Origin of the sequence: Oceaniovalibus sp. ACAM 378, from assembly GCF_008085915.1 — a bacterium.
GTDB lineage: Bacteria > Pseudomonadota > Alphaproteobacteria > Rhodobacterales > Rhodobacteraceae > Oceaniglobus.
Genome location: NZ_VSJK01000007.1, coordinates 36,527 through 59,093 on the forward strand (window position 1 = coordinate 36,527; position 22,567 = coordinate 59,093).

Annotated in this window: 21 protein-coding genes and 1 tRNA gene; 8 read left to right on the forward strand and 14 right to left on the reverse strand. The window is 61.0% G+C overall.

Features of this window, described 5'->3' with window-relative positions:
• Window positions 1-60: 60 nt before the first annotated feature.
• From FQ320_RS10515 to FQ320_RS10530, 4 genes are read left to right on the forward strand one after another with little or no spacing between them, the layout of a single operon-like run.
• Window positions 61-522: a RidA family protein gene (locus FQ320_RS10515; RefSeq protein ID WP_148471980.1), complete on the forward strand. Its 462-nt coding sequence runs from the start codon at window positions 61-63 to the stop codon at window positions 520-522.
• Window positions 519-1,295 (forward strand): glycerophosphodiester phosphodiesterase family protein, encoded by a 777-nt coding sequence (locus FQ320_RS10520; RefSeq protein ID WP_255509463.1) that lies wholly within the window; start codon window positions 519-521, stop codon window positions 1,293-1,295. Before FQ320_RS10515 ends, FQ320_RS10520 begins: the two co-directional genes overlap by 4 nt.
• Before the next feature lie 44 nt (window positions 1,296-1,339).
• Window positions 1,340-2,524: a GNAT family N-acetyltransferase gene (locus tag FQ320_RS10525; RefSeq protein ID WP_148471982.1), complete on the forward strand. Its 1,185-nt coding sequence runs from the start codon at window positions 1,340-1,342 to the stop codon at window positions 2,522-2,524.
• On the forward strand, window positions 2,521-2,817 hold the full coding sequence (locus tag FQ320_RS10530) for a 4a-hydroxytetrahydrobiopterin dehydratase (protein WP_148471983.1): 297 nt from the start codon (window positions 2,521-2,523) through the stop codon (window positions 2,815-2,817). Before FQ320_RS10525 ends, FQ320_RS10530 begins: the two co-directional genes overlap by 4 nt.
• Window positions 2,818-2,826: 9 nt before the next feature.
• On the opposite strand, the gene FQ320_RS10535 is transcribed toward FQ320_RS10530, so the two are convergent.
• Genes FQ320_RS10535 through FQ320_RS10545 form a run of 3 tightly spaced genes read right to left on the reverse strand, consistent with a single transcriptional unit; the run spans window position 2,827 to window position 4,312 of the window.
• Entirely contained in the window at window positions 2,827-3,306 is a 480-nt protein-coding gene (locus tag FQ320_RS10535) for an RES family NAD+ phosphorylase (protein WP_148471985.1), read from the reverse strand.
• Window positions 3,303-3,767, reverse strand: coding sequence for an antitoxin Xre/MbcA/ParS toxin-binding domain-containing protein (locus FQ320_RS10540; RefSeq protein WP_187393861.1), 465 nt, complete (start codon window positions 3,765-3,767; stop codon window positions 3,303-3,305). The genes FQ320_RS10535 and FQ320_RS10540 overlap by 4 nt, the downstream gene beginning before the upstream one ends.
• A gap of 56 nt (window positions 3,768-3,823) precedes the next feature.
• The gene (locus FQ320_RS10545; RefSeq protein ID WP_148471989.1) at window positions 3,824-4,312 is read right to left on the reverse strand and encodes a peroxiredoxin; all 489 of its coding nucleotides are present in this window, start codon (window positions 4,310-4,312) and stop codon (window positions 3,824-3,826) included.
• An 86-nt stretch (window positions 4,313-4,398) separates the two neighbouring features.
• Here FQ320_RS10545 and FQ320_RS10550 point away from each other — a divergent pair, with 86 nt between their 5' ends.
• The 4 genes from FQ320_RS10550 (at window position 4,399) to FQ320_RS10565 (ending at window position 7,734) form a co-directional block, all read left to right on the forward strand.
• Window positions 4,399-5,601: an NAD(P)/FAD-dependent oxidoreductase gene (locus FQ320_RS10550; protein ID WP_148471991.1), complete on the forward strand. Its 1,203-nt coding sequence runs from the start codon at window positions 4,399-4,401 to the stop codon at window positions 5,599-5,601.
• Between the two features lie 10 nt (window positions 5,602-5,611).
• Window positions 5,612-6,184: a 16S rRNA (guanine(966)-N(2))-methyltransferase RsmD gene (rsmD, locus tag FQ320_RS10555; protein ID WP_148471993.1), complete on the forward strand. Its 573-nt coding sequence runs from the start codon at window positions 5,612-5,614 to the stop codon at window positions 6,182-6,184.
• Complete coding sequence (locus FQ320_RS10560) at window positions 6,174-6,830, forward strand: HAD family phosphatase (protein WP_148471996.1); 657 nt, start codon at window positions 6,174-6,176, stop codon at window positions 6,828-6,830. The genes rsmD and FQ320_RS10560 overlap by 11 nt, the downstream gene beginning before the upstream one ends.
• 118 nt (window positions 6,831-6,948) lie before the next feature.
• A complete protein-coding gene (locus FQ320_RS10565) occupies window positions 6,949-7,734 on the forward strand; it encodes an aspartate dehydrogenase (protein WP_148471998.1) in 786 nt (261 codons plus the stop codon).
• Between the two features lie 573 nt (window positions 7,735-8,307).
• On the opposite strand, the gene rpoC is transcribed toward FQ320_RS10565, so the two are convergent.
• From rpoC to FQ320_RS10620, 11 genes are all read right to left on the reverse strand, one after another.
• Window positions 8,308-12,555, reverse strand: a complete 4,248-nt coding sequence (gene rpoC, locus FQ320_RS10570; protein ID WP_148472000.1) for a DNA-directed RNA polymerase subunit beta' — start codon at window positions 12,553-12,555, stop codon at window positions 8,308-8,310.
• A gap of 56 nt (window positions 12,556-12,611) precedes the next feature.
• The gene (gene rpoB / locus FQ320_RS10575) at window positions 12,612-16,757 is read right to left on the reverse strand and encodes a DNA-directed RNA polymerase subunit beta (RefSeq protein ID WP_148472002.1); all 4,146 of its coding nucleotides are present in this window, start codon (window positions 16,755-16,757) and stop codon (window positions 12,612-12,614) included.
• A 294-nt stretch (window positions 16,758-17,051) separates the two neighbouring features.
• On the reverse strand, window positions 17,052-17,432 hold the full coding sequence (gene rplL / locus FQ320_RS10580) for a 50S ribosomal protein L7/L12 (RefSeq protein WP_148472004.1): 381 nt from the start codon (window positions 17,430-17,432) through the stop codon (window positions 17,052-17,054).
• 69 nt (window positions 17,433-17,501) lie between these two features.
• Window positions 17,502-18,020, reverse strand: coding sequence for a 50S ribosomal protein L10 (rplJ, locus tag FQ320_RS10585; protein WP_148472006.1), 519 nt, complete (start codon window positions 18,018-18,020; stop codon window positions 17,502-17,504).
• Between the two features lie 309 nt (window positions 18,021-18,329).
• Window positions 18,330-19,028: a 50S ribosomal protein L1 gene (gene rplA / locus FQ320_RS10590; protein ID WP_148472008.1), complete on the reverse strand. Its 699-nt coding sequence runs from the start codon at window positions 19,026-19,028 to the stop codon at window positions 18,330-18,332.
• 1 nt (window position 19,029) lies between these two features.
• A complete protein-coding gene (rplK, locus tag FQ320_RS10595) occupies window positions 19,030-19,479 on the reverse strand; it encodes a 50S ribosomal protein L11 (RefSeq protein ID WP_148472010.1) in 450 nt (149 codons plus the stop codon).
• 121 nt (window positions 19,480-19,600) lie between these two features.
• Window positions 19,601-20,134 carry a transcription termination/antitermination protein NusG gene (gene nusG / locus FQ320_RS10600; RefSeq protein ID WP_148472012.1) on the reverse strand — a complete coding sequence of 178 codons (534 nt, stop codon included), beginning with the start codon at window positions 20,132-20,134 and terminating at the stop codon, window positions 19,601-19,603.
• 176 nt (window positions 20,135-20,310) lie between these two features.
• Window positions 20,311-20,511, reverse strand: coding sequence for a preprotein translocase subunit SecE (gene secE, locus FQ320_RS10605; protein ID WP_148472014.1), 201 nt, complete (start codon window positions 20,509-20,511; stop codon window positions 20,311-20,313).
• A gap of 136 nt (window positions 20,512-20,647) precedes the next feature.
• Window positions 20,648-20,723, reverse strand: a tRNA-Trp gene (locus FQ320_RS10610).
• A 67-nt stretch (window positions 20,724-20,790) separates the two neighbouring features.
• A complete protein-coding gene (locus FQ320_RS10615) occupies window positions 20,791-21,771 on the reverse strand; it encodes a CorA family divalent cation transporter (protein ID WP_148472016.1) in 981 nt (326 codons plus the stop codon).
• Window positions 21,762-22,481 carry a CatB-related O-acetyltransferase gene (locus tag FQ320_RS10620; RefSeq protein WP_148472018.1) on the reverse strand — a complete coding sequence of 240 codons (720 nt, stop codon included), beginning with the start codon at window positions 22,479-22,481 and terminating at the stop codon, window positions 21,762-21,764. The genes FQ320_RS10615 and FQ320_RS10620 overlap by 10 nt, the downstream gene beginning before the upstream one ends.
• Between the last annotated feature and the right edge of the window lie 86 nt (window positions 22,482-22,567).

The following is a 22,567-nucleotide window of genomic DNA, read 5'->3' on the forward strand; positions in this document are numbered from 1 at the left end:
CTTTCCGACCGGCGCGCCTCGGGTTAGCCTCCGGCCAACACAGCCCGGAAAGGTATTGCCATGGGAAAGATCGACGCAAAACTGAATGAACTGGGCGCGACCCTGCCCGCCGCTCCGATGCCACAGGCCAATTATGTGCCCTATGTGGTGGACGGCGACACCGTATATGTGTCGGGGCAGATTTCTCAGGGCCCCGATGGGTTGATCACCGGAAAACTGGGCGACGGCACAAGCGTTGAGCAAGGCGCAGCGGCGGCAAAAACCTGCGCCCTTGGCCTGCTGGCGCAGTTGCGGGCCGCTTGCGGCGGCGATCTGGACCGGGTGGCACAGGTGATCAAACTGACCGGTTTCGTCAACTCGACGCCCGATTTCACCGACCAGCCCAAGGTGATCAACGGCTGTTCGGATTTCATGGTCGAGGTATTCGGCGATGCCGGGCGCCACGCACGCTCTGCCGTAAGCGCCGCATCCCTGCCGCTGGGCGTCGCGGTCGAGATCGAGGGGATCTTTCGGATCCGATGACCACCCCATCCATGTCGATCCTGCCACCGGCCTTTCTGACCCAGCCCTTTGCCCATCGTGGATATCACGACCTGCCCGCAGGCCGCCCGGAAAACTCGCGCGCCGCGTTTCAGGCGGCGGTGACGGCGGGATACGGGATCGAACTTGACGTACAACGCTCGGTCGATGACGCCGCGATGGTCTTTCACGACTATGATCTGGGGCGATTGACCGGGCGCACCGGGATGGTGCGCGGCCTGCCAGCAGCCGAACTGGCCACCATTCCCCTCACTGGCGGGAGCGAGGGAATTCCAACATTGAGCGAGGTTCTTTCAATCGTCGCGGGCCGCGTGCCGCTGCTCGTCGAGATCAAGGATCAGGACGGCGCGTTGGGCACCGATGTCGGCCCGTTGGAGCGTGCGGTGGCCGATGCATTGCGCGGATATGCCGGGCCGGTTGCTGTCATGTCGTTCAATCCGCATTCCGTGGCCGCCATGGAAGCGCTGTTGCCCGATATGCCACGCGGGCTGACCACCTGTGGTTTCGATCCCGCCGACTGGCCGGTATCGGCGGCGCGCTGCGCCGAATTGCGCGGCATTCCCGACTTTGACCGGGTCGGGGCCAGTTTTATCAGCCATGACAAGGCCGATCTGGACAATCCCCGCGTTGCCGGGCTGAAATCCCTTGGCGCAGGCATTCTCTGCTGGACAATCCGCAGCCCGGAACAGGAAGCCGGGGCGCGGCGTGTGGCAGACAACATCACCTTTGAAGGTTATGCCGCACCGCTGCCCTGACCTCGCGGCTTGACGCGCAGCACAGCGGCACCATGTGAGGGATCATGCCCCAGACCCAGGTTGAAATTGATGTGCTGTCGTCGCTGAACGATGTTCCGGCCGCCGACTGGGATGCCTGCGCCTGCCCGGAGGTGTCTGATGGCGGGCGGGCGGTCGATCCCTTCATGACGCACCGGTTTCTGAAGGTGCTGGAAGACAGTGGGTCCGTCGGCCCCGGCACCGGATGGCAGCCCCGCTATCTGGTGGCGCGCACCGGAGGGCAGGTGATCGCCTGTGCGCCGCTCTATGCCAAGGGGCACAGTCAGGGCGAATATATCTTCGATCACAACTGGGCCCATGCGTTCGAACGCGCCGGGGGGCGGTATTATCCCAAGTTGCAGATCGCGGTGCCGTTCACCCCCGCCACCGGGCGCAGGTTTCTGACCCGGCCCGGGTTCTTTGAGGCTGGCACAGCCGCTCTGGTGCAGGGGGCGGTGCAACTGGCAGCGGAAAACCGGCTGTCATCACTGCATGTCACCTTTTGCACCGAAGCCGAGTCAGCAGCAGGCGCACAGATGGGGATGATGCCGCGCACCGGTCAGCAGTTTCACTGGCTGAACGACGGATATGCCGATTTCGACGGTTTTCTGGCCGCCCTATCCAGCCGCAAGCGCAAGAACATCCGCAAAGAGCGTGCCGTGGCCAAAGGGTTCGGCGGGCAGATCGTTCAGTTGACCGGCGATGCCATCGAACCTCGGCATTGGGATGCCTTCTGGCGGTTTTATCAGGACACCGGCGCGCGCAAATGGGGCACGCCCTATCTGACGCGCGCGTTCTTTACGCTGGCGCAGGAGCGGTTGCGCGATGATATTCTGTTGGTTCTGGCGATGCAGGACGGCGAACCGGTCGCCGGCGCGCTGAACTTTATCGGGCGCGACGTGCTTTATGGCAGGTATTGGGGCTGTGTTGAGGATCACCCCTGCCTGCATTTTGAACTGTGCTATTATCAGGCCATCGATTTTGCGCTGGCCCATGGCATGACCCGGGTCGAGGCAGGCGCGCAGGGCGAACACAAACTGGCGCGTGGATATATGCCGGTGACGACACATTCGCTGCACTGGATCGCAGACGAAGGGTTCGCACGGGCGGTTGGCGAATACCTTGAGGCTGAAAGCGCGGCGGTAGACGAGGAAATCGAGGTGCTGACCGGGTATGGCCCGTTCCGCAAAATGCAGGGAGAAAGCGAATGAGCGATCCGTTGAGCGAGACCGAACGCACAAATGACTTGGCGGCGCTGCTGGCCGGGGGCTGGCAGATGGTCGAGGGGCGCGATGCAATCCGGCGGGAATTCAAATTCACCAATTTCGTCGAGGCCTTCGGGTTTATGACTCGCGCGGCTCTGGTGGCGGAAAAACTGAACCATCATCCCGAATGGTTCAATGTCTACAATAAGGTGGATGTGACGCTGACCACCCATGATGTTGACGGGCTGAGCATGCTGGACATAAAGCTGGCCAAGCGGATGGCTAAACTCGCCGGGTAAGGTGCTCGGTCAGCCGAACAACCGGTCGTCCCACCAGACTGGGGTTTCCAGCCCGGGTTTCAGCCCTGCAAAATCGGGATGGGCGGTGTTGACGATCACGTTGCGCTCCATCCTTGCAACCACCGACGGCACGTAGAGCAGGCAGGACCGGCGTTCGGCCTGCCATGCGGCGCCAAAGGTGCGGGCAGCGGTTCCATCACGCTCGGCCCAGCGGGGGAGCATGTCGCCGGTCACCACCTCATAACTTGTTCCGGCGGGGATATGCACGTCGATCCAATGCTGTCCCCGGGGCAATTGGCCGTTATGATGCACCAGCTTTTCCAGCATCGCGGTGGAATAATGCTCGGCGGCATAGATCACCCCCGCCCCCGCTCCGTGCCAGCGCCCCGACACCAGCCGCGCACCGCCATCATCCCAGATGCGGAAACGACCTTCGGGGTCGCCGATGCGAAAACACCGGCGGGCATCGGCGAGTTTGCGAGGGGTCACACAGCGAACCCGGCTTCGGCCCGTGTCAGCAAATCGGCCACGGCATCGGCACCGGCGGAACTGGAGCGTGCCAGATCCAGCGGTGTGGCATCGTCAAGCAGAGGATGCGGCGTGTTGAGAAAGGCCGAAATCGCCCGCACATCGCCGTGGTGAATACGGCTGACCATATCGACAATGCGCCCGACCTCATACAATCGCTCGCTCATTTCGCGCGACAGGGGGGTTTTCGCGTTGCGCGCCCGGCGCAGCGTCGCCTCGGGGATCAGCGCCATGGCACCCGCAACCGGAGCAATGGCACCGGACAGGGCCGAGGCCGCCGAGGCGGCAAGCCCCGTAGCGATACGCGCGGCCAGACCAACACGGTCGGCCGGTGGATTGTCGAGCCCGAGAAGGCGCCCGATGCGCTGTGCCTCGCTGGTCGCAAGGGTGGCGCGGTCGGAATACATGGCAAGGTCGGTCATTGTGATCTCCGTCATCTGACGCATATATACGCGCCAGATGACGGAAAATCAAGGTATCAGATCGCGGCGAGCATCGCCTCGCCGCCGGAAGCTTCGCAAACACCCGGGGATTCTTCGCGGTGCAGCACCTTGACCACCCCGTCCTCGACCAGCATCGCATAGCGGGCCGAGCGTGACAAAAGCCCGGCAGGCGGGGCTTCAAACTCCATCCCGACCGAGCGGGTAAAGGCAGAATCGGCGTCGCCCAGCATGGTGATGCCGGCGTCGGTGGCACCGGTCGATTCGCCCCATGCCTTCATCACGAAGGGATCGTTGACCGAAATGCAGATCACCTCGTCCACGCCCTTTTCTTTCAGTGCGTCCATGTTGCGGGTAAAGCTGGGCACATGCGCGGTGGAACAGACGCCGGTGAATGCACCGGGCACGGCAAAGATGATGACCTTGCGGCCCTTCACCAGATCAGCGAGCGCCACGCCTTCGGGGCCCTTGGCGCCGATCTGTAAAAGGGTTGCGTCAGGAAGCTTGTCGCCGGTGGTGATTGCCATGTCGGTTTTCCTTGGGTTGGATTGCATGCAGGTTCTCCCCGGATATAGGGTGCCCGGGGCAAGGTGGCCAGCGGGGGCAAGTGTGAATGACCGGAATTGTGGTGATCGGCGGCGGACAGGCGGGATCGTCTCTGGTGGCGCGACTGCGTGCCAAGGGGTTTGATGGCCCGGTAACGCTGATCTGTGGCGAAGCCGTGCCGCCCTATCAGCGCCCGCCCCTGTCAAAAGCATATCTGCTGGGCGAGATGGCGCAGGAGCGTCTGTATCTGCGCCCTGAACGGTTTTATCACGAACAGAATATCGATCTGGTGCTGGGTCAACCGGTGACGGCGATCGACCCTGCGGCCCGTCAGGTGATGCTGGGCGACCGGGTGCTGTCCTATGACCAACTTGCACTGACCACCGGCTCGCTGCCGAACCGCCTGCCCGCCGTCATGGGGGGCGATCTGGCCGGAGTTTACTCTGTGCGCGGCCTTGCGGATGTTGACAGAATGGCGAAGGAGTTTGCGCCGGGTCGGCGGGTGCTGATCGTCGGCGGCGGGTATATCGGGCTTGAGGCTGCCGCGGTGGCGGCGAAACGCGGTGTCGTGGTCACGCTGGTTGAAATGGCGCCCCGGATCCTGCAACGGGTCGCCGCGCCTGAAACATCAGACTTCTTCCGCGCGCTGCACACCGGGCGCGGGGTCAGGATTATCGAAGGTGTCGGACTGGAGCGGCTAACGGGCGATGGCCGGGTCAGCGGAGCGCGTTTCACCGACGGACGTGAGATCGACGTGGATTTCGTGATCGTCGGGGTCGGTATCGCACCCGACACCGCGCTGGCACAGGCCGCCGGGGTGCGTGTGGACAATGGTATTGTCGTGGACACACATGGGCGCACCTCCGAACCGGCGATCTGGGCGGCGGGGGATTGCGCGGTGTTTCCGCGGGACGGCGCGATGATCCGGCTGGAGTCGGTGCAAAACGCGATCGATCAGGCAGAACAGGTGGCGGACAACATGCTGGGGGCCGATGCCCCCTATGATCCAAAGCCGTGGTTCTGGTCGGATCAGTATGATGTGAAACTGCAAATCGCCGGGCTGAATACCGGATACGACCGGGTGGTCGTGCGCAACGGCGACGGGGTCAGCCATTGGTACTATGGCGGCGAAAGATTGCTGGCGGTGGATGCGATGAACGATCCGCGCGCCTATATGATCGGCAAACGGCTGATCGAGGCTGGAAAATCCCCTTCGCCCGCCGTGATCGCCGATCCGGCAACCGACCTCAAGGCGCTGTTGCGTCCATGAGGATCCGCGCATGAGAATCGTCGGCGGACGCATGCGCGGCACTGCCCTGACCTCGGTCGGCGACGGCGATGTTGCGGCACATCTGCGCCCGACCTCTGACCGGGTGCGGGAATCGGTGTTCAACCTGCTGCTGAACGGCGGATATGGCAACCCGGTGCAGGACGCGCGGGTGCTTGATCTTTTCGCGGGCACCGGAGCGCTGGGGCTTGAGGCGCTGTCTCGCGGGGCGGGCCATGTGACCTTTGTAGACAACGGCAAACCGGCGCAACGGCTGATCCTTGCAAATATCGCCAGATGCCGGGCCGAGGATCAGACGAAATTGATCCGGCGCGATGTCTTGCGCCCCGGCGCGTGTCCGGAAGCCGCCCATGATCTAGTGTTTCTAGACCCGCCCTATGGCAGCGATCTTGGCGCGCTTGCTTTGGCGGCGGCGCTGACTGGTGGCTGGATCGCCCCCGGCGCTTTGGTGGTATGGGAGGATGACCGTCCCCCTACCCTGCCCCCGGGGCTGGTACAAATGGACCAACGCCGATATGGCGGCACTTTGATCACCATTGCAGAAAGAACCCGCGATGTTGCCTGACCTTGTCATTTTCGATTGCGACGGCGTGCTGGTCGACAGCGAACCGCCCACGACCGATGTGCTTGTCGCCAATCTGGCGCGCCATGGTCTGGTTCTGACCCACACCGAGGCGGATCTGATGTTCGTCGGCGGCACCATGCGCGGCGTGATGGACGAGGTGCGGCAGCGCGGCGTCACCTTGCCTGACAACTGGCTTGACGAAGTCTATGACGAGATCCACGCCCGGTTGCGTCAAGGTGTTCCGCTGATCGCCGGAGCCGTCGCGCTGATGGATGCGCTGGATATTGCTGGCGTGCCCTATTGCGTCGGATCGAACGGCAGCGAGACAAAAATGGGCATCACGCTGGGGCCATCCGGCCTGCTGGACCGGTTAAGTGGGCGGCTTTATTCGGCCCATACACTGGGCGTGGCCAAGCCCGATCCGGCGCTGTTCCTGAAACCGGCAGCGGATTTCGGCGTGTCGCCAGCCGCCTGTGTGGTGATCGACGACAGCCCATCGGGTTGCATGGCCGGGGTCGCCGCAGGGATGCGCACCATCGGATACGCCGAAACGACCGATCCGGCCCGGCTGCGCGCCGTCGGAGCCGACCCAGTGGTCGCCAACATGGCCGAGGCAGCGCAGACCATGGGCCTGCGGATCGGCTGAGATTTGCGGGCCACTGTCATCTGGATTTCGCGCTGAATTCCGTGGCGGAAAAGATCGCCTTTGAATCAACCTAAATGCAAAGCCGGTATTGTCGCACACCAAACGGATATCCTGAACCATGCGGACAGCCATCATCGGCCACGGTGCCATCGCGAGTTATGTCACGACAGAACTGCGCCGACTCGGCACCGCGCCCGCGCTGGTCGTCGCGCGACCGGGGCGGGGGCAGGTGGCGGAGGCGGCGCTGGGAATTCCGGCCCTGACCGAGATCGAAGACCTGCCGGACGACATCGGGCTGGTGCTGGATTGCGCCGGTCACAGCGCACTGGCCGCCTTTGGTCCATCCCTGCTCACCCGGGGAATCGACTTGATCACTGTATCCGCGGGGGCCTTTGCCGATGCGGCGCTGGCCGATACGCTGGCCGGTGCGGCAACGGCGGGAGGCGCTCGGATTCAGGTGGTTGCAGGCAGTATCGGCGGGCTGGATGCGCTTGCGGCGGCGGGCACCGGCGGATTGACGCGGGTCAGCTATCGCGGGCGAAAGCCGCCAGCCGCCTGGCGTGGATCGCCGGCGGCGGACCTGCTCGATCTTGAGACGCTGTGCGAACCGGCGGATTTCTTTCGTGGCACGGCCCGGACTGCAGCGCTGGAGTATCCGAAAAACGCCAATGTTGCCGCCGCAACCGCGCTTGCCGGTGTCGGATTCGATCTGACCGAAGTCGTGCTGACCGCCGATCCGGGGATCAGCCGCAACCGGCACGAGATCACAGCCGACGGCGTGTTTGGGCAGTTCACCTTCCACATCGAAGGCCGCCCTCTTCCGGGTGCTCCCGGCAGTTCCGCGCTTGCCGCGATGTCGATGGTGCAGGCCGTCGTCAGCCGCAATTCTGCAATCTGGACATGACCAAATCCAATGCACGCAGAGCCAGAGCAATCATCCCGGCGGCTTGGATAAGCGCCTGACCGCCAACACTTCAGTTGCAACTTCCGCCCCTGAAGTGCGCTGCATGTGCACGACACGGCAACAATGCCGATAGAAACGGCACATCAGATCATCCTTACGGAAAATGCACCATCCGAGAGCTCCTATCCCGGCAAGATGGCCCTGCAGGTGATGAAATCCGGCCCACCGGCGGAGTTGTTCGGATTGTTCCCGGAACTGGCTTCGCTCGGTCTGACAGCCAGACACGCAACGGAACCTATGGGAACGTTTCGCGCGACTTCGTTGCCAGAGCTTAGATGGCAAAGCTGATCGCAAACCAAACCTAGATTATGATGACTTTCAGCGGTCGCGCATGGCCGCAACCGTTCCTACCGAACGGACGATGATCTAATCGCGCCCCTGACCTTCAATGGACCGGCGGTCTGGACTCAACAGGCCCCGACGAAAGATCGCCGGGGCCTGTTGTCTCGTTCTGTACGGGCAGCGCAAACAGCGCGCCCGAAGGCTATTGCCTGATCAGAGGTTCGGGCGCGCCTATTCCTCGCGGCTTTCGGGCGTCATCACCAGCGTGCTGTCAAACTTGTCTCCGCCCATGATGTCTTCCGGCGTCGGAGCGGCCAATGCGGCAGCGGCAGCGGCTTCGTCCTGGTTGGTTTTGATCACCTTGAGATCACGATCAGCGGCGATCTTGCGCACCTTCTGGGTCGCGCCACCGGTGCCTGCGGGAATCAACCGGCCGACGATGACGTTTTCCTTCAGACCCACCAGTTTGTCACGTTTGCCCTGAACCGAAGCTTCGGTCAGAACGCGCGTGGTTTCCTGGAACGATGCCGCCGAGATGAACGATCGGGTTTGCAGCGATGCCTTTGTGATGCCCAGCAGGATCGGTTCGCCCTGTGCCGGACGCCCACCCTTCTTGGCCGCACGTTCGTTCGCCTCGTCGAACTCCATCTTGTCGACGTGTTCGCCCTTCAGCAGCGTAGTTTCACCGCTGTCCAGAATCTCCCACTTCTGGAGCATCTGGCGCACGATCACCTCGATATGCTTGTCGTTGATCTTGACGCCCTGAAGCCGATAGACGTCCTGAACCTCGTCGATCATGTAATCGGCCAGCGCCTCGACCCCCATGACCGCAAGAATGTCGTGCGGTGCGGGATTGCCATCCATGATATAGTCGCCGCGATGGACGAAATCGCCCTCGGCCACCGGGATGTGCTTGCCCTTCGGGATCATGTATTCCACCGGTTCGCGGTCTTCCTCGACCGGAACGATGGCGATACGACGCTTGTTCTTATAGTCTTTGCCGAATTTCACATGACCATCAATCTCGGCGATGATCGCGTGATCCTTGGGACGCCGCGCCTCGAACAATTCGGCCACCCGGGGCAGACCACCGGTGATGTCCTTGGTCTTGGCACCTTCACGCGGAATGCGTGCAACCACGTCGCCTGCCTTGACGTCGGAGCCTTCTTCGATCGACAGGATCGCATCCACCGACATGGGATATGTCACTGGATTGCCTACGTCGTTGCGCATCGGCTCGCCGTCTTCTCCGACGATGATGATCTCGGGCTTCAGTTCGTTGCCTTTCGGCGCCGAACGCCAGTCGGTCACGATCTTCTGGGTCATGCCGGTGGCGTCATCGGTCTCGTCACGCACCGAAAGACCGCTGATCAGATCGACAAAGCGCGCCATACCGGCCTTTTCCGCAATGATCGGCAGGGTATAGGGATCCCATTCGAACAGACGGTCGCCGCGGGCGATCTTTGCGCCTTCTTTGACATGGACCGTGGTGCCATAGCCCAGCTTGAAGCTGGCCCGTTCGACACCGTTTTCGTCCACGATCGCCAGAACCATGTTGCGCCCCATGACGACGAAGTTGCCCGCGTCGTTCTCGAGCAGGTTGGCATTGCGGAATTCCGCCACGCCTTCCTGTCCTGCCTCTTGGAACGACTGCTGTCCGCCCTGCGCAACACCGCCGATGTGGAACGTCCGCATCGTCAGCTGCGTGCCGGGTTCGCCGATGGACTGTGCGGCGATGATACCCACCGCTTCGCCCTGGTTGACCAGCGTGCCGCGGGCCAGATCCCGACCATAGCACTGGGCGCAAACGCCTTCTTCTGCCTCGCAGGTGAGCGGGCTGCGCAGACGCGCCGTGGCAAGGCCCGAGGTTTCGACGATATCGGCTGTCCGCTCGTCGATCAGTTCGCCGCGGGCAACCATCACTTCGTCAGTACCCGGACGGATCAGATCCTCGGCCGAAACCCGGCCCAGAACACGTTCGCCGAGGCTGGCCACGACTTCACCGTCGTTGACGGCTGCCTTGGCTGTGACCGCCCGTTCGGTGCCGCAATCGTGCATCCGAACGATACAGTCCTGCGCCACGTCTACCAGACGCCGCGTCAGATATCCCGAGTTCGCCGTCTTCAACGCGGTGTCCGACAGACCCTTGCGGGCACCGTGGGTCGAGTTGAAGTACTCAAGAACGGTCAGACCTTCCTTGAAGTTCGAGATGATCGGCGTCTCGATGATTTCGCCGTTCGGCTTGGCCATCAGGCCGCGCATGCCGCCCAACTGTTTCATCTGCGTGACCGAACCACGGGCGCCCGAGTGGGCCATCATATAGACGCTGTTGGGTTCATTCTCAGCGCCGTTGGCATCCTTGCCGGCGGTGCTGATGGTCTTCATCATCGCATCGGTGACCTTGTCGTTACACTTGGACCATGCATCGACCACCTTGTTGTACTTTTCGCCCTGAGTGATCAGGCCGTCCATATACTGCTGTTCGAAATCCTTGACCTGACCACGGGTTTCATCAACCAGCGGCCATTTGCTGTCGGGGATGACCATGTCGTCCTTGCCGAAGGAAATCCCGGCCTTGAACGCCTCGCGGAAACCCATCGTCATGATCTGGTCGCAGAAGATGACCGACTCTTTCTGACCGCAATAGCGATAGACCGTGTCGATAACCTGCTGCACCTCTTTCTTCCGCAGCAGACGGTTGACCAGGTCGAACGGCGCCTTGGCATTCACCGGCAAAAGCGCGCCAAGCTTGATCCGGCCCGGCGTGGTTTCATAGCGCTTCAGCACCTCTTTGCCTTCTTCGTCGATCTGCGGCAGGCGGGCCTGAACCTTGGCGTGCAGATGCACTTCGCCTGCGTCCAACGCGTGCTGGACTTCGTCGACGTCGGCAAAGATCATGCCTTCGCCCTTCATGCCTTCACGCTGCATCGTGATATAATACAGGCCAAGGATCATGTCCTGCGACGGCACAATGATCGGCGCACCGTTCGCGGGCGACAGCACGTTGTTGGTCGACATCATCAGGACGCGCGCTTCAAGCTGCGCCTCAAGAGACAGCGGAACGTGAACGGCCATCTGATCGCCGTCAAAGTCGGCGTTGAAGGCGGAACAAACCAGCGGGTGCAGCTGAATTGCCTTGCCTTCGATCAGAATCGGCTCGAACGCCTGAATGCCCAAACGGTGCAGGGTCGGCGCACGGTTCAGCATGACGGGGTGTTCGCGGATCACCTCATCAAGGATGTCCCAGACTTCGGGACGTTCCTTTTCCACCAGCTTTTTCGCCTGTTTGACGGTGCTGGACAGCCCCTTTGCCTCAAGCCGCGAATAGATGAACGGCTTGAACAGTTCGAGCGCCATCTTTTTCGGCAACCCGCACTGGTGCAGCTTCAGTTCCGGCCCGGTCACGATGACCGAACGACCCGAGAAATCGACCCGCTTGCCCAAAAGGTTCTGACGGAAGCGACCTTGCTTGCCCTTGAGCATGTCGGACAGCGATTTCAACGGGCGCTTGTTGGCCCCCGTGATCACCCGGCCGCGACGACCGTTGTCGAACAGCGCATCGACGGATTCCTGCAACATCCGCTTTTCGTTGCGCACGATGATGTCGGGCGCGCGCAGCTCGATCAGCCGCTTCAGACGGTTGTTGCGGTTGATCACCCGACGATACAGATCGTTCAGGTCGGACGTGGCAAACCGGCCACCATCCAGCGGCACCAGCGGGCGCAATTCGGGCGGAATGACCGGAACGACAGTCAGGACCATCCACTCCGGACGGTTACCCGAGTCCAGAAAGCTTTCGACGATCTTCAAACGCTTGATGATCTTCTTGGGCTTCAGTTCGCCAGTGGCTTCTTTCAGCTCTTCGCGCAGACGGTCGGCCTCGGCTTCGAGGTCGATCATGCTCAGCATTTCGCGGATCGCTTCGGCGCCGATGTTGGCGGTGAACGCATCCATGCCATACGCATCCTGCGCATCCATGTACTCTTCTTCGTTCAACATCTGACCGTAGGTAAGATCGGTCAGGCCGGGTTCGATCACAACGTAGTTCTCGAAATACAGAACCCGCTCAAGATCGCGCAGAGTCATGTCCAGCATCAGGCCGATGCGCGACGGCAGCGATTTCAGGAACCAGATATGCGCAACCGGCGATGCCAGTTCGATATGGCCCATGCGCTCGCGGCGAACCTTCTGCAAGGTCACCTCGACGCCGCATTTTTCGCAGACAACGCCGCGATATTTCATCCGCTTGTATTTGCCGCACAGGCATTCGTAATCTTTGATCGGGCCAAAGATACGCGCACAAAAAAGACCGTCACGCTCGGGCTTGAACGTACGATAGTTGATGGTTTCCGGCTTTTTGATCTCGCCAAACGACCACGACAGAATCCGCTCGGGCGACGCAAGCGAGATCTTGATCTCGTCAAACGTCTTCGGGGCCGCCAGCGGGTTGAACGGGTTGGTTGTCAGTTCCTGGTTCATCTTATTTCCTTACGAAAAGGGATTGGGCGCGAAGGTGAGGGTCGGGGCCAAGGCCCCTATTCCTCGTCCTCCTCCGCATCCAGGAGTTCCATGTTCAGGCCCAGGCCACGCACTTCCTTGACAAGAACGTTGAACGATTCCGGCACGCCGGCTTCGAAGTTGTCCTCGCCCTTGACGATGCTTTCGTACACCTTGGTGCGGCCCGCCACGTCGTCGGACTTTACCGTCAGCATTTCCTGCAACGTATAGGCTGCGCCGTAAGCTTCCAGCGCCCAGACTTCCATCTCGCCGAAACGCTGTCCGCCGAACTGTGCCTTACCACCCAGCGGCTGCTGCGTGACGAGCGAGTACGGACCGGTGGAACGGGCGTGGATCTTGTCGTCGACCAAGTGGTGCAGTTTCAGCAGGTACTTCATACCCACTGTCACTTTCCGGCTGAACTCTTCGCCGGTGCGGCCGTCAAACAAACGCGACTGACCCGAGGTGTCAAACCCTGCACGACGCAGAGAATCGTTCACATCGGCCTCTTTCGCGCCGTCAAAGACCGGCGTGGCAATCGGCACACCGCGGGTGACTGTGCTGGCGGCATCGACGATCTGCTTTTCGTCCATGTCATGCAGCACTTCGTCTTGCACATCGTCGCCATAGGCAAGGTGCATCGCCTCGCGAACCGGGGTCAGATCGCCACTGCGGCGGTATTCACCCAGCGCATCGTCGATCTTGATGCCCAAGCCGCGCGCAGCCCAACCCATGTGGGTTTCCAGGATCTGACCGACGTTCATCCGCGACGGAACACCCAGCGGGTTCAGCACGAAATCAACCGGCGTACCATCTTCGAGGAACGGCATGTCCTCCATCGGCACCACTTTGGAAATCACGCCCTTGTTGCCGTGACGCCCGGCCATTTTGTCGCCCGGCTGCAGCTTGCGCTTAACCGCCACGAACACTTTGACCATCTTCATGACACCCGGCGGCAAGTCGTCGCCACGACGGACCTTTTCGACCTTGTCCTCAAAACGGGCATCCAGTGCCTTTTTCTGGATGTCGAACTGGGTGTTCAGCGCCTCGACCTGAGCCGCCTCCTGTTCTTCAGCCAGAGCAAGCTGCCACCACTGGCCGCGGCTCAACTGCTGATCCAGCAATTCGGCGCTGATCAGGGTGCCGGGCTTGACGCCGCGGGGACCCTTAACCGCTTCGCGGCCTTCGATCATGCCGCGCAGACGGCCATAGATGTTACGCTCGAGAATCGTCAGCTCGTCGTCCCGGTCACGGGCCAGACGTTCGACCTCTTCCCGCTCGATCTGAAGCGCGCGTTCGTCCTTTTCGACGCCGTGCCGATTGAACACCCGCACTTCGACCACTGTGCCGAAATCACCCGGCGGCAGACGCAGGGAGGTGTCACGCACATCGCTTGCCTTTTCGCCAAAGATTGCGCGCAACAGCTTTTCTTCGGGTGTCATTGGCGATTCACCCTTGGGGGTGATCTTGCCCACCAGAATGTCCGCCGGCCCAACCTCGGCCCCGATATAAACGATGCCTGCCTCGTCGAGGTTGCGCAGCGCCTCTTCGCCCACGTTCGGAATGTCGCGGGTGATTTCCTCTGGCCCGAGTTTCGTGTCGCGCGCCGCCACTTCGAACTCGTCGATGTGGATGGAGGTGAACACGTCTTCGCGGGTGATCCGCTCGGAAATCAGGATCGAGTCTTCATAGTTGTAACCGTTCCACGGCATGAACGCGACGATCACGTTCTTGCCAAGGGCCAGTTCGCCCATGTCGGTGCTGGGACCGTCGGCAATTACCTCGGCCTTGCTCACCAAATCGCCAACCTTCACCAGCGGACGCTGGTTGATGCAGGTGTTCTGGTTTGAGCGCTGGAATTTCCGCAGGCGATAGATATCGACGCCGGCATCCCCCAGTTCCAGATCTTCGGTGGCGCGCACAACGATACGTGTGGCGTCAACCTGATCGATGATGCCGCCGCGTTTCGCCATGATCGCCGCGCCGGAATCCCGCGCCACGACTTCTTCGATGCCGGTGCCGACAAAGGGGGCCTCGGCCTGCAGCAGCGGAACCGCCTGACGCTGCATGTTCGACCCCATGAGGGCGCGGTTGGCGTCGTCGTTTTCAAGGAACGGGATCAGCGATGCGGCAACCGAAACCAACTGTTTCGGTGAAACGTCGATCAGATCGACGGATTCACGCGGTGCCATGGTGTAATCGCCCGACTGGCGGGTGTTCACCAGTTCGTTCACAAACCCCATGTTTTCATCGAGGTTCGCGTTCGCCTGTGCAACCGTGTGGCGCATTTCTTCGGTCGCGGACATATAGTGCACTTCGTCCGTGACGCGTCCGTCTTTCACCACGCGATAGGGTGTTTCAATGAAGCCGTATTTGTTCACGCGGGCGAATGTGGCCAGCGAGTTGATCAGACCGATGTTCGGGCCTTCCGGCGTTTCGATCGGACACATCCGGCCATAGTGGGTCGGGTGCACGTCGCGCACTTCAAAACCGGCACGTTCACGGGTCAAACCGCCCGGGCCGAGGGCCGACAAGCGGCGCTTGTGCGTCACTTCGGACAGCGGGTTCGTTTGGTCCATGAACTGCGACAGCTGCGACGAGCCGAAGAATTCACGCACGGCAGCGGCGGCGGGTTTGGCGTTGATCAGATCCTGCGGCATCACCGTGTCGATTTCGACAGATGACATCCGCTCTTTGATTGCCCGCTCCATACGCAGAAGGCCGACGCGGTACTGATTTTCCATCAATTCGCCGACCGAGCGCACCCGGCGGTTTCCAAGATGGTCAATGTCGTCAATATCGCCGCGCCCATCGCGCAGATCGTTCAGCGCCTTGATGCAGGACACGATATCTTCGCGGCGCAGGGTGCGCACGGTGTCTTCGGCATCCAGATTGAGACGCATGTTCATCTTGACCCGGCCAACAGCCGACAGATCATAGCGTTCGGAGTCAAAGAACAGCGTGTCGAACAGATTGCTGGCCGCTTCCACGGTGGGCGGCTCGCCCGGACGCATCACACGGTAGATGTCCATAAGCGCGGTGTCGCGGCCCATGTTCTTGTCCGCCGCCATGGTGTTACGCATGTAGGGGCCGTGGTTGACGTTATCGATGTCAAGGCAGGGGATCTCGGTGATCCCGGCATCCAGCAGCTCTTTCAGTGTCCCGCCCGACACTTCGCCCTGCTTGTCCAGCTCCCACGTCAGCTCACCACCGGCCTCGGCAAAGATCGCACCGGTCTCTTCGTCGATGATATCCTTGGCAACATAGCGTCCGATGATCTGATCGAACGGGATCAGCAGGTTCTGCACCTTGCCCGCATCGATCAACTGCTTGACCGCGCGTGGGGTGATCTTCTTGCCAGCCTCGGCGATGACTTCGCCGGTGTCGGCATCAACCAGATCGTGACCCGGACGGGTTCCGCGAACGCGATCAGGGAAGAATTTCGTGACCCAGCCCGCGCGATCCTTGGACAGGGTAAAGCTCACGGTGTCGTAATAGGCGTCCATGATCGCCTCCTGGTCCAGCCCGAGGGCATAGAGCAGGGTCGTCACAGGCAGTTTGCGGCGACGGTCGATCCGGCAGAACACGATATCCTTGGCGTCAAACTCAAAGTCGAGCCAGGAACCGCGATAGGGAATGATGCGGCAGGCGAACAGCAACTTGCCCGAGCTGTGCGTCTTGCCTTTGTCATGGTCGAAAAACACACCCGGGGAGCGGTGCATCTGCGACACGATAACCCGTTCGGTGCCGTTCACGACGAACGTTCCGTTCTTGGTCATCAGGGGCATATCGCCCATGAACACGTCTTGTTCCTTGATATCCTTGACCGACTTGGCGCCGGTATCTTCGTCGATATCAAATACGATAAGACGCAGCGTCACTTTCAGCGGCGCGGCATAGGTCATGTCGCGCTGCTGACATTCCTCGACATCGTATTTCGGCTTTTCCAGATCGTATTTCACGAACTCCAGAACGGCGGTTTCGTTGAAATCCTTGATCGGGAAGACCGACTGGAACACGCCATTGATGCCCTCGCCTTCCATTGGCTGGGGCTCATCGCCCGAGCGCAGGAACAGGTCATAGCTGGATTTCTGCACCTCGATGAGGTTCGGCATCTCCAGCACTTCGCGGATCTTGCCGTAGTATTTGCGCAGGCGTTTTTGGCCGAGGAAGGACGTCGCCATGTGATGGTCACCTTTTCTTTTCGCAGGCACGGCGCCGGTGGGCGGCGGCGACGGGCCCTTACGAAACAGCGGGGTCGGATCAATACCCGGCAACCTTCCCACAGGCCGCCTCCCGATCCAGACCCGCGGCTTGGGAAAGGCTGAAACGGATCAGCCCTTCCCGAGACGCGGGAGGCCGGCCAGAGAACACACCCCCGACCAGCCTGATTTTTCGCCGCTCCTTGGTTCTGACGTCCCTTTCGCAGAATTCCGCGAAGGAGACGCAGCACCGCCGAGCGGTACGGCAAACGCCGATTACTTCAGTTCGACCTCGGCGCCAGCTGCTTCCAGCTTGCCTTTGATCTCGTCGGCTTCGGCTTTCGAGACGCCTTCTTTGACGGCTTTGCCACCGGCTTCGACCAGATCCTTGGCTTCTTTCAGGCCAAGACCGGTGATCGCGCGCACTTCTTTGATCACGTTGATCTTCTGTGCGCCTGCAGCTTTCAGAATTACGTCGAATTCTGTCTGCTCTTCCGCAGCGCCAGCACCGGCACCGTCGGCCGGACCGGCCATCATCACAGCGCCGCCTGCAGCGGGCTCGATGCCATACTCGTCTTTGAGGATGGTTTTCAGTTCTTGTGCTTCGAGAAGGGTCAGACCCACGATCTCTTCAGCCATTTTTTTCAGATCAGCCATTTTGCTTTCCGTTCTTTCAGATGTGTTCCAACGTGCGTTTTGACAACCCCACGCCGATAGACAGTTCGCTTACGCGGCTTCGCCACGCTCCTCGATAGTCGAGAGGATGCTCGCGATGTTGCTTGCAGGCGCGCCAATGGCTCCGGCGATGTTGGCAGCGGGTGCAGCGATACAGCCCACGATCGAAGCAATAAGCTCTTCACGGGACGGCATTGCAGCCACGGCCTTAACACCTTCGGAATCCAGTTTCGTGCCGCCCATGGAGCCGCCGAGAATCGTGAACTTTGGATTCTCCTTGGCATAATCGTTAGAAACCTTGGCCGCAGCCACGGGATCTTCCGAATAGGACAGCACGGTCATGCCCGTGAGAAGATCAGCAATAGATGCTGATTGCGTCCCCTCAAGGGCGATCTTGGCGAGCTTGTTCTTGGCAACGCGAACGGATCCGCCGACGGCGCGCATGCGCCCCCGAAGATCCTGCATTTCGGCGACTGTCAGACCGGCGTAGTGGGCAACCACGACGACGCCAGAGCTTTCAAAGATTTGGCCGAGTTCCTCGACCACTTTCTCTTTCTGGGCTCTATCCACAGTTTCACTCCAAGTTTGGGGTTTCCCCCGGCTCTCTTTAACCCCCGCGGATGCAAGGGATCGGGTCCGGTTCACGGGTCCCGAGGCCAAAACCGCCCGAGGGTAGAAACCCTCTGAAAGTTCGTCTCGCTTCCCATCTCGGGAAGGATTTAACGGCACGACGTGCCTACCCTCCGTCTCGGACAGGACAGGGCCGTGAAGCCCTGCCATTGGTGGACCGAAGTCCGCCAAATTTCAGTCCCGGGTGCCATGCGCAGGCTCTTGCAAACCCATTCGCACGGCGGGGCGAAAACCGTTGCGGTCTTCGTCCTAGTTCCCGGTAGAGTTCGCCACGTCAACGGTCACGCCGGGACCCATGGAGGACGTCAGGTTGACCGCCTTCATATAGGTACCCTTGGTGCCGCTTGGCCGGGCACGGCTCACGGCTTCGACGAAGGCGCGCACGTTCTCGACCAGTTTGGCCTCATCGAACGATGCTTTGCCGACGCCGGCGTGAACGACACCACCCTTTTCTGCCTTGAACTGAACCTGACCACCCTTGGCCGCAGTCACGGCCTCGGTCACGTCCATCGTCACCGTACCGATTTTCGGGTTCGGCATCAGGTTGCGCGGGCCAAGGATCTTGCCCAGACGGCCGACGATCGGCATCATGTCAGGCGTGGCGATGCAACGGTCAAAGTCGATCTTGCCACCCTGGATCTGTTCCATCAGATCCTCGGCGCCTACGATGTCGGCTCCGGCTGCGGTGGCTTCATCGGCCTTGGCGCCGCGCGCAAAGACTGCGACGCGCACGTTTTTACCGGTGCCATTGGGCAGGTTCACCGTGCCGCGGACCATCTGGTCGGCGTGGCGCGGATCGACACCCAAATTCAGCGAGATCTCGATGGTTTCATCGAATTTCGCGGTGGCATTCGACTTGACCAGCTTGACCGCATCTTCGACAGTCAGGTTGGACTTTCCGGCGACGGCTTCGCGGGCGGCACGGGTGCGTTTTCCAAATTTTGCCATCTTATTTCACCTCGATGCCCATGGAGTTCGCGGACCCGATGATGATCTTCATCGCGCCTTCGATATCTTTCGCGTTCAAATCGGCCATCTTGGCTTCGGCGATCTCGCGCACCTGCTTGATCGACACGGAACCAACCGTCTCGCGACCGGGCTTTTCACCGCCGCGGGGACGATTGCGCTTGCCGACGGGCTTGAGCCCTGCGGCTTTTTTCAGGAAGAAGGCCGCCGGCGGAGACTTGATCTCCATCGTGAACGACTTGTCCTGATAATAGGTAATGATGGTCGGGCAAGGAGCGCCCGGCTCGAGTTCCTGCGTCTTGGCGTTGAACGCCTTGCAGAATTCCATGATGTTGATGCCGCGCTGACCCAACGCCGGACCGACGGGCGGAGACGGGTTCGCCTGCCCCGCCTTAACTTGCAGCTTCAGGCTGCCGATCTTTTTCTTGGCCATGCGGCCTCTCCTTTATGTGGCGGAATATTTCCGCCCTACAACGAACCGCCGGGCGCGCCCGAAGTTCTGGGTTGCCGTGGTTCGGTCCGGGGCCGCGGCCCCTCGCCTTCCACGTTTGACCTCAGGCCTGCTTGGTGACCTGGGTGAATTCCAATTCGACGGGGGTTGCCCGCCCAAAAATCGATACCGTGACCTTGAGCCGCTGCTGATCGTCGTCGACGCTGTCCACCTGCCCTTGAAAGCCTTCGAACGGGCCATCGTTGACCTGCACGTTTTCGCCGATTTCAAAGCTGATGACGGTGCGCGGCGTCTGTTCGTTTTCCTCGACCCGGTTCAGGATCTGGTTCACTTCGGCGTCACGCATGGGCATCGGCCGGCCCTGCGGGCCAAGAAACCCGGTGACGCGGTTGATCGAGTTGATCAGATGATACCCCTGATCGCTCATCTCCATCCGAACAAGGACGTATCCGGGCATAAAGCGGCGTTCGGTCGAAACCTTCTTGCCGCGTCGCACCTCGATTACCTCTTCGGTGGGCACCAGAACTTCCTCGATCTCGTCCTCAAGTCCCTTTTCAACGACTTCGGTCCTGATCTGTTCGGCGATCTTCTTTTCGAAATTCGATAGCACGCTCACCGAATACCAACGTTTCGCCATTCTGCCGTCGCCTTTCCGCCCGTCCGGCCCTGCCGGAACTGTCCGTCACGCGGCCAATTGACCGCCCGCCCGCAATAGGAAACGGCGTGCCTCGCGAATCGGAGCACGCCATCTTGCCGGGATCAACGCACCCATTATCCTCCGCCCGCCCCGGTTTCAAGGGGGCGACGTGGAATTCAGCCGAACATCCCCAGAAGCGCCTGCAATCCGGTGCGGATGATCAAGTCAACGATAAAGAAGAAGACCGCAGTCAGTGATGCCATGATGAACACCATGACCGTGGTCAACATCACCTCGCGGCGGGTCGGCCAGACGACCTTGGCCACCTCGGCGCGGACCTGTTGCAGAAACTGAAACGGATTGGTTTTTGCGGCCACAGTTGGTCCTCTCTCGGTCTGGCGTCTTGTAACAGCACGTCACAGTACCGGTGTCATCTACGCATTCGCGTTCTTCGGGGCAAGGGGCACATTCGGTACAAGGACCATTCCGCGCCGGATCGATCACCGGACAGAATGGCAGGAGTTGGGGGACTCGAACCCACGACCCTCGGTTTTGGAGACCGATGCTCTACCAACTGAGCTAAACTCCTGTACCGGGCTTGGACTAAGGCTATTCGCGGGAGAAATCAAGGGCGCTCATGCGACAAACACGGGAGCTCAAAGCCAACGTCGCCACAATAGGATCGCCAGTAAACAGAGGCCAATTCCTGCAAGACTGCCTGTAAATACCCAGAATGCCCCGGGCCAGTTCGCACCGGGCAACCCGCCCAGATTGACCCCCAGAAGCCCGGTCAGAAATCCGAGCGGCAGGAAAATCACCGAAATGATCGACAGCCGATAGAGGTTTCGGTTCAACCGCTCCGACTGCATTCCGGTCAGTTCGTCGCGCAATAGTACCATCCGGTCGCGAAATTCGTCCAGTTCCTCGACAACGCGAATCAGGCGATCGTGCAGTTCATGCAGGTTGCGCCGATCCTTGCGCGTCAGCCACGCCACATCCGAGCGCGACAGTTCGCCCAGAACGTCACGCTGGGGCGCGATGTGGCGGCGCAGCAGGGTCAGTTGATACCGAAGATCGCCGATATCCGCCCGAAGGGCTGGATCAGGCGGATCGCTTAATGATAATTCATGGCTGTCTGTCCGTTCTTCCAGTGACAGTAATTGCTGCTCAATGGGTTCGACGATCCGCGTGATCAGAGTGCACAGCAGGGCGCCGGAGCGGGTCTGCGTCGTATCGCCCTCGTATCCGCGCATCATCCGGTCCACCACGGCCAAGGGACGCCGCGAAAGCGAGATCAGGCGCGCAGGGTCAAGCCAGAGCCGCAGCGACACCATGTCTTCGGGCGCTTGATCGGGTGAGACATTGGCCGCGCGCAGAATCACCAGCAGCCCATCGTCATGGCGAAAGGCGCGCGGGCGGGTCTCCAGCGCGGTCAGGGCCGAAAGAATGGTTTGATCGAGATAGCCGAGATGCCTGGAAATGAATTCCGGTGTGGCCGGATCATCCGCCTGCAAATGCAACCAAGCCAGATCGGGCTGATGCAGCGCGTCGGCGATGGCAGCTTCGTCGGTCAAGACCTGCCCGGCGCCGGGGCCGGACAGCGAGATCGCGAAATGGATGTGGTCGTTTACCGGCACGGCGTTTTCCTTGGCTCATCGGGCGGCGCGCGTTTCGCGGCGCCGGTTCTGTCAGCAAGCGCCTCTAGCGCGCCAATGTCCCCATCCATGATCACTGCCGCATGGGTCGCAATAAATTCAATCGGCCAGTCCCACCAGGCCAGACGCAGCAGGCGGTCGATTTCGTCGGGAGCAAAGCGCAGGCGCAGCACCCGCCCCGGATTTCCGGCAACCACCGCAAAATCGGGAACACTTCCGCCCACCACTGCCCCCGCACCGATGATCGCGCCATTGCCGATCTGCGCGCCGGGCAGAATCGTCGCGCCGGAACCGATCCAGACGTCATTGCCGACCACGGTGTCGCGGCGGGATTGAAACGTCGCAGCATAGCTGCCGATGGTGGTGCAATCGAAGATCGGAAACGGAAAGCTGGATATCCCGTCATACCGGTGGTTGGCAGAATCAGTGATGAATCGAACACCATGGGAAATCTGGCAAAAACGCCCGAGAATCAGCTGCTCGGGTGCGCCGGGAAACAGATAGGGCGCCAGCCGCCCGGCCAGGGTCGCCGGGTCGTCCGGCGGATCGAAATCGCTGTAATAGGTAAAATCCCCGACCCGAATGTTCGGATGGGTCAGAACGGCGGACAGGAATACGGTCCCGGTGTGCGGGGTGCCGTCAGGCAGAGTGACGGGATGCACCGTATCAGCGGAAGGAAATGGATTTGGCATGACGCCTCGCAGATCGAAGTGACGGGAAAACTGTCAGTCCGCGTGCTGGTCCATGACACCCTCCTCCGGTCTGCGATCATGATGGC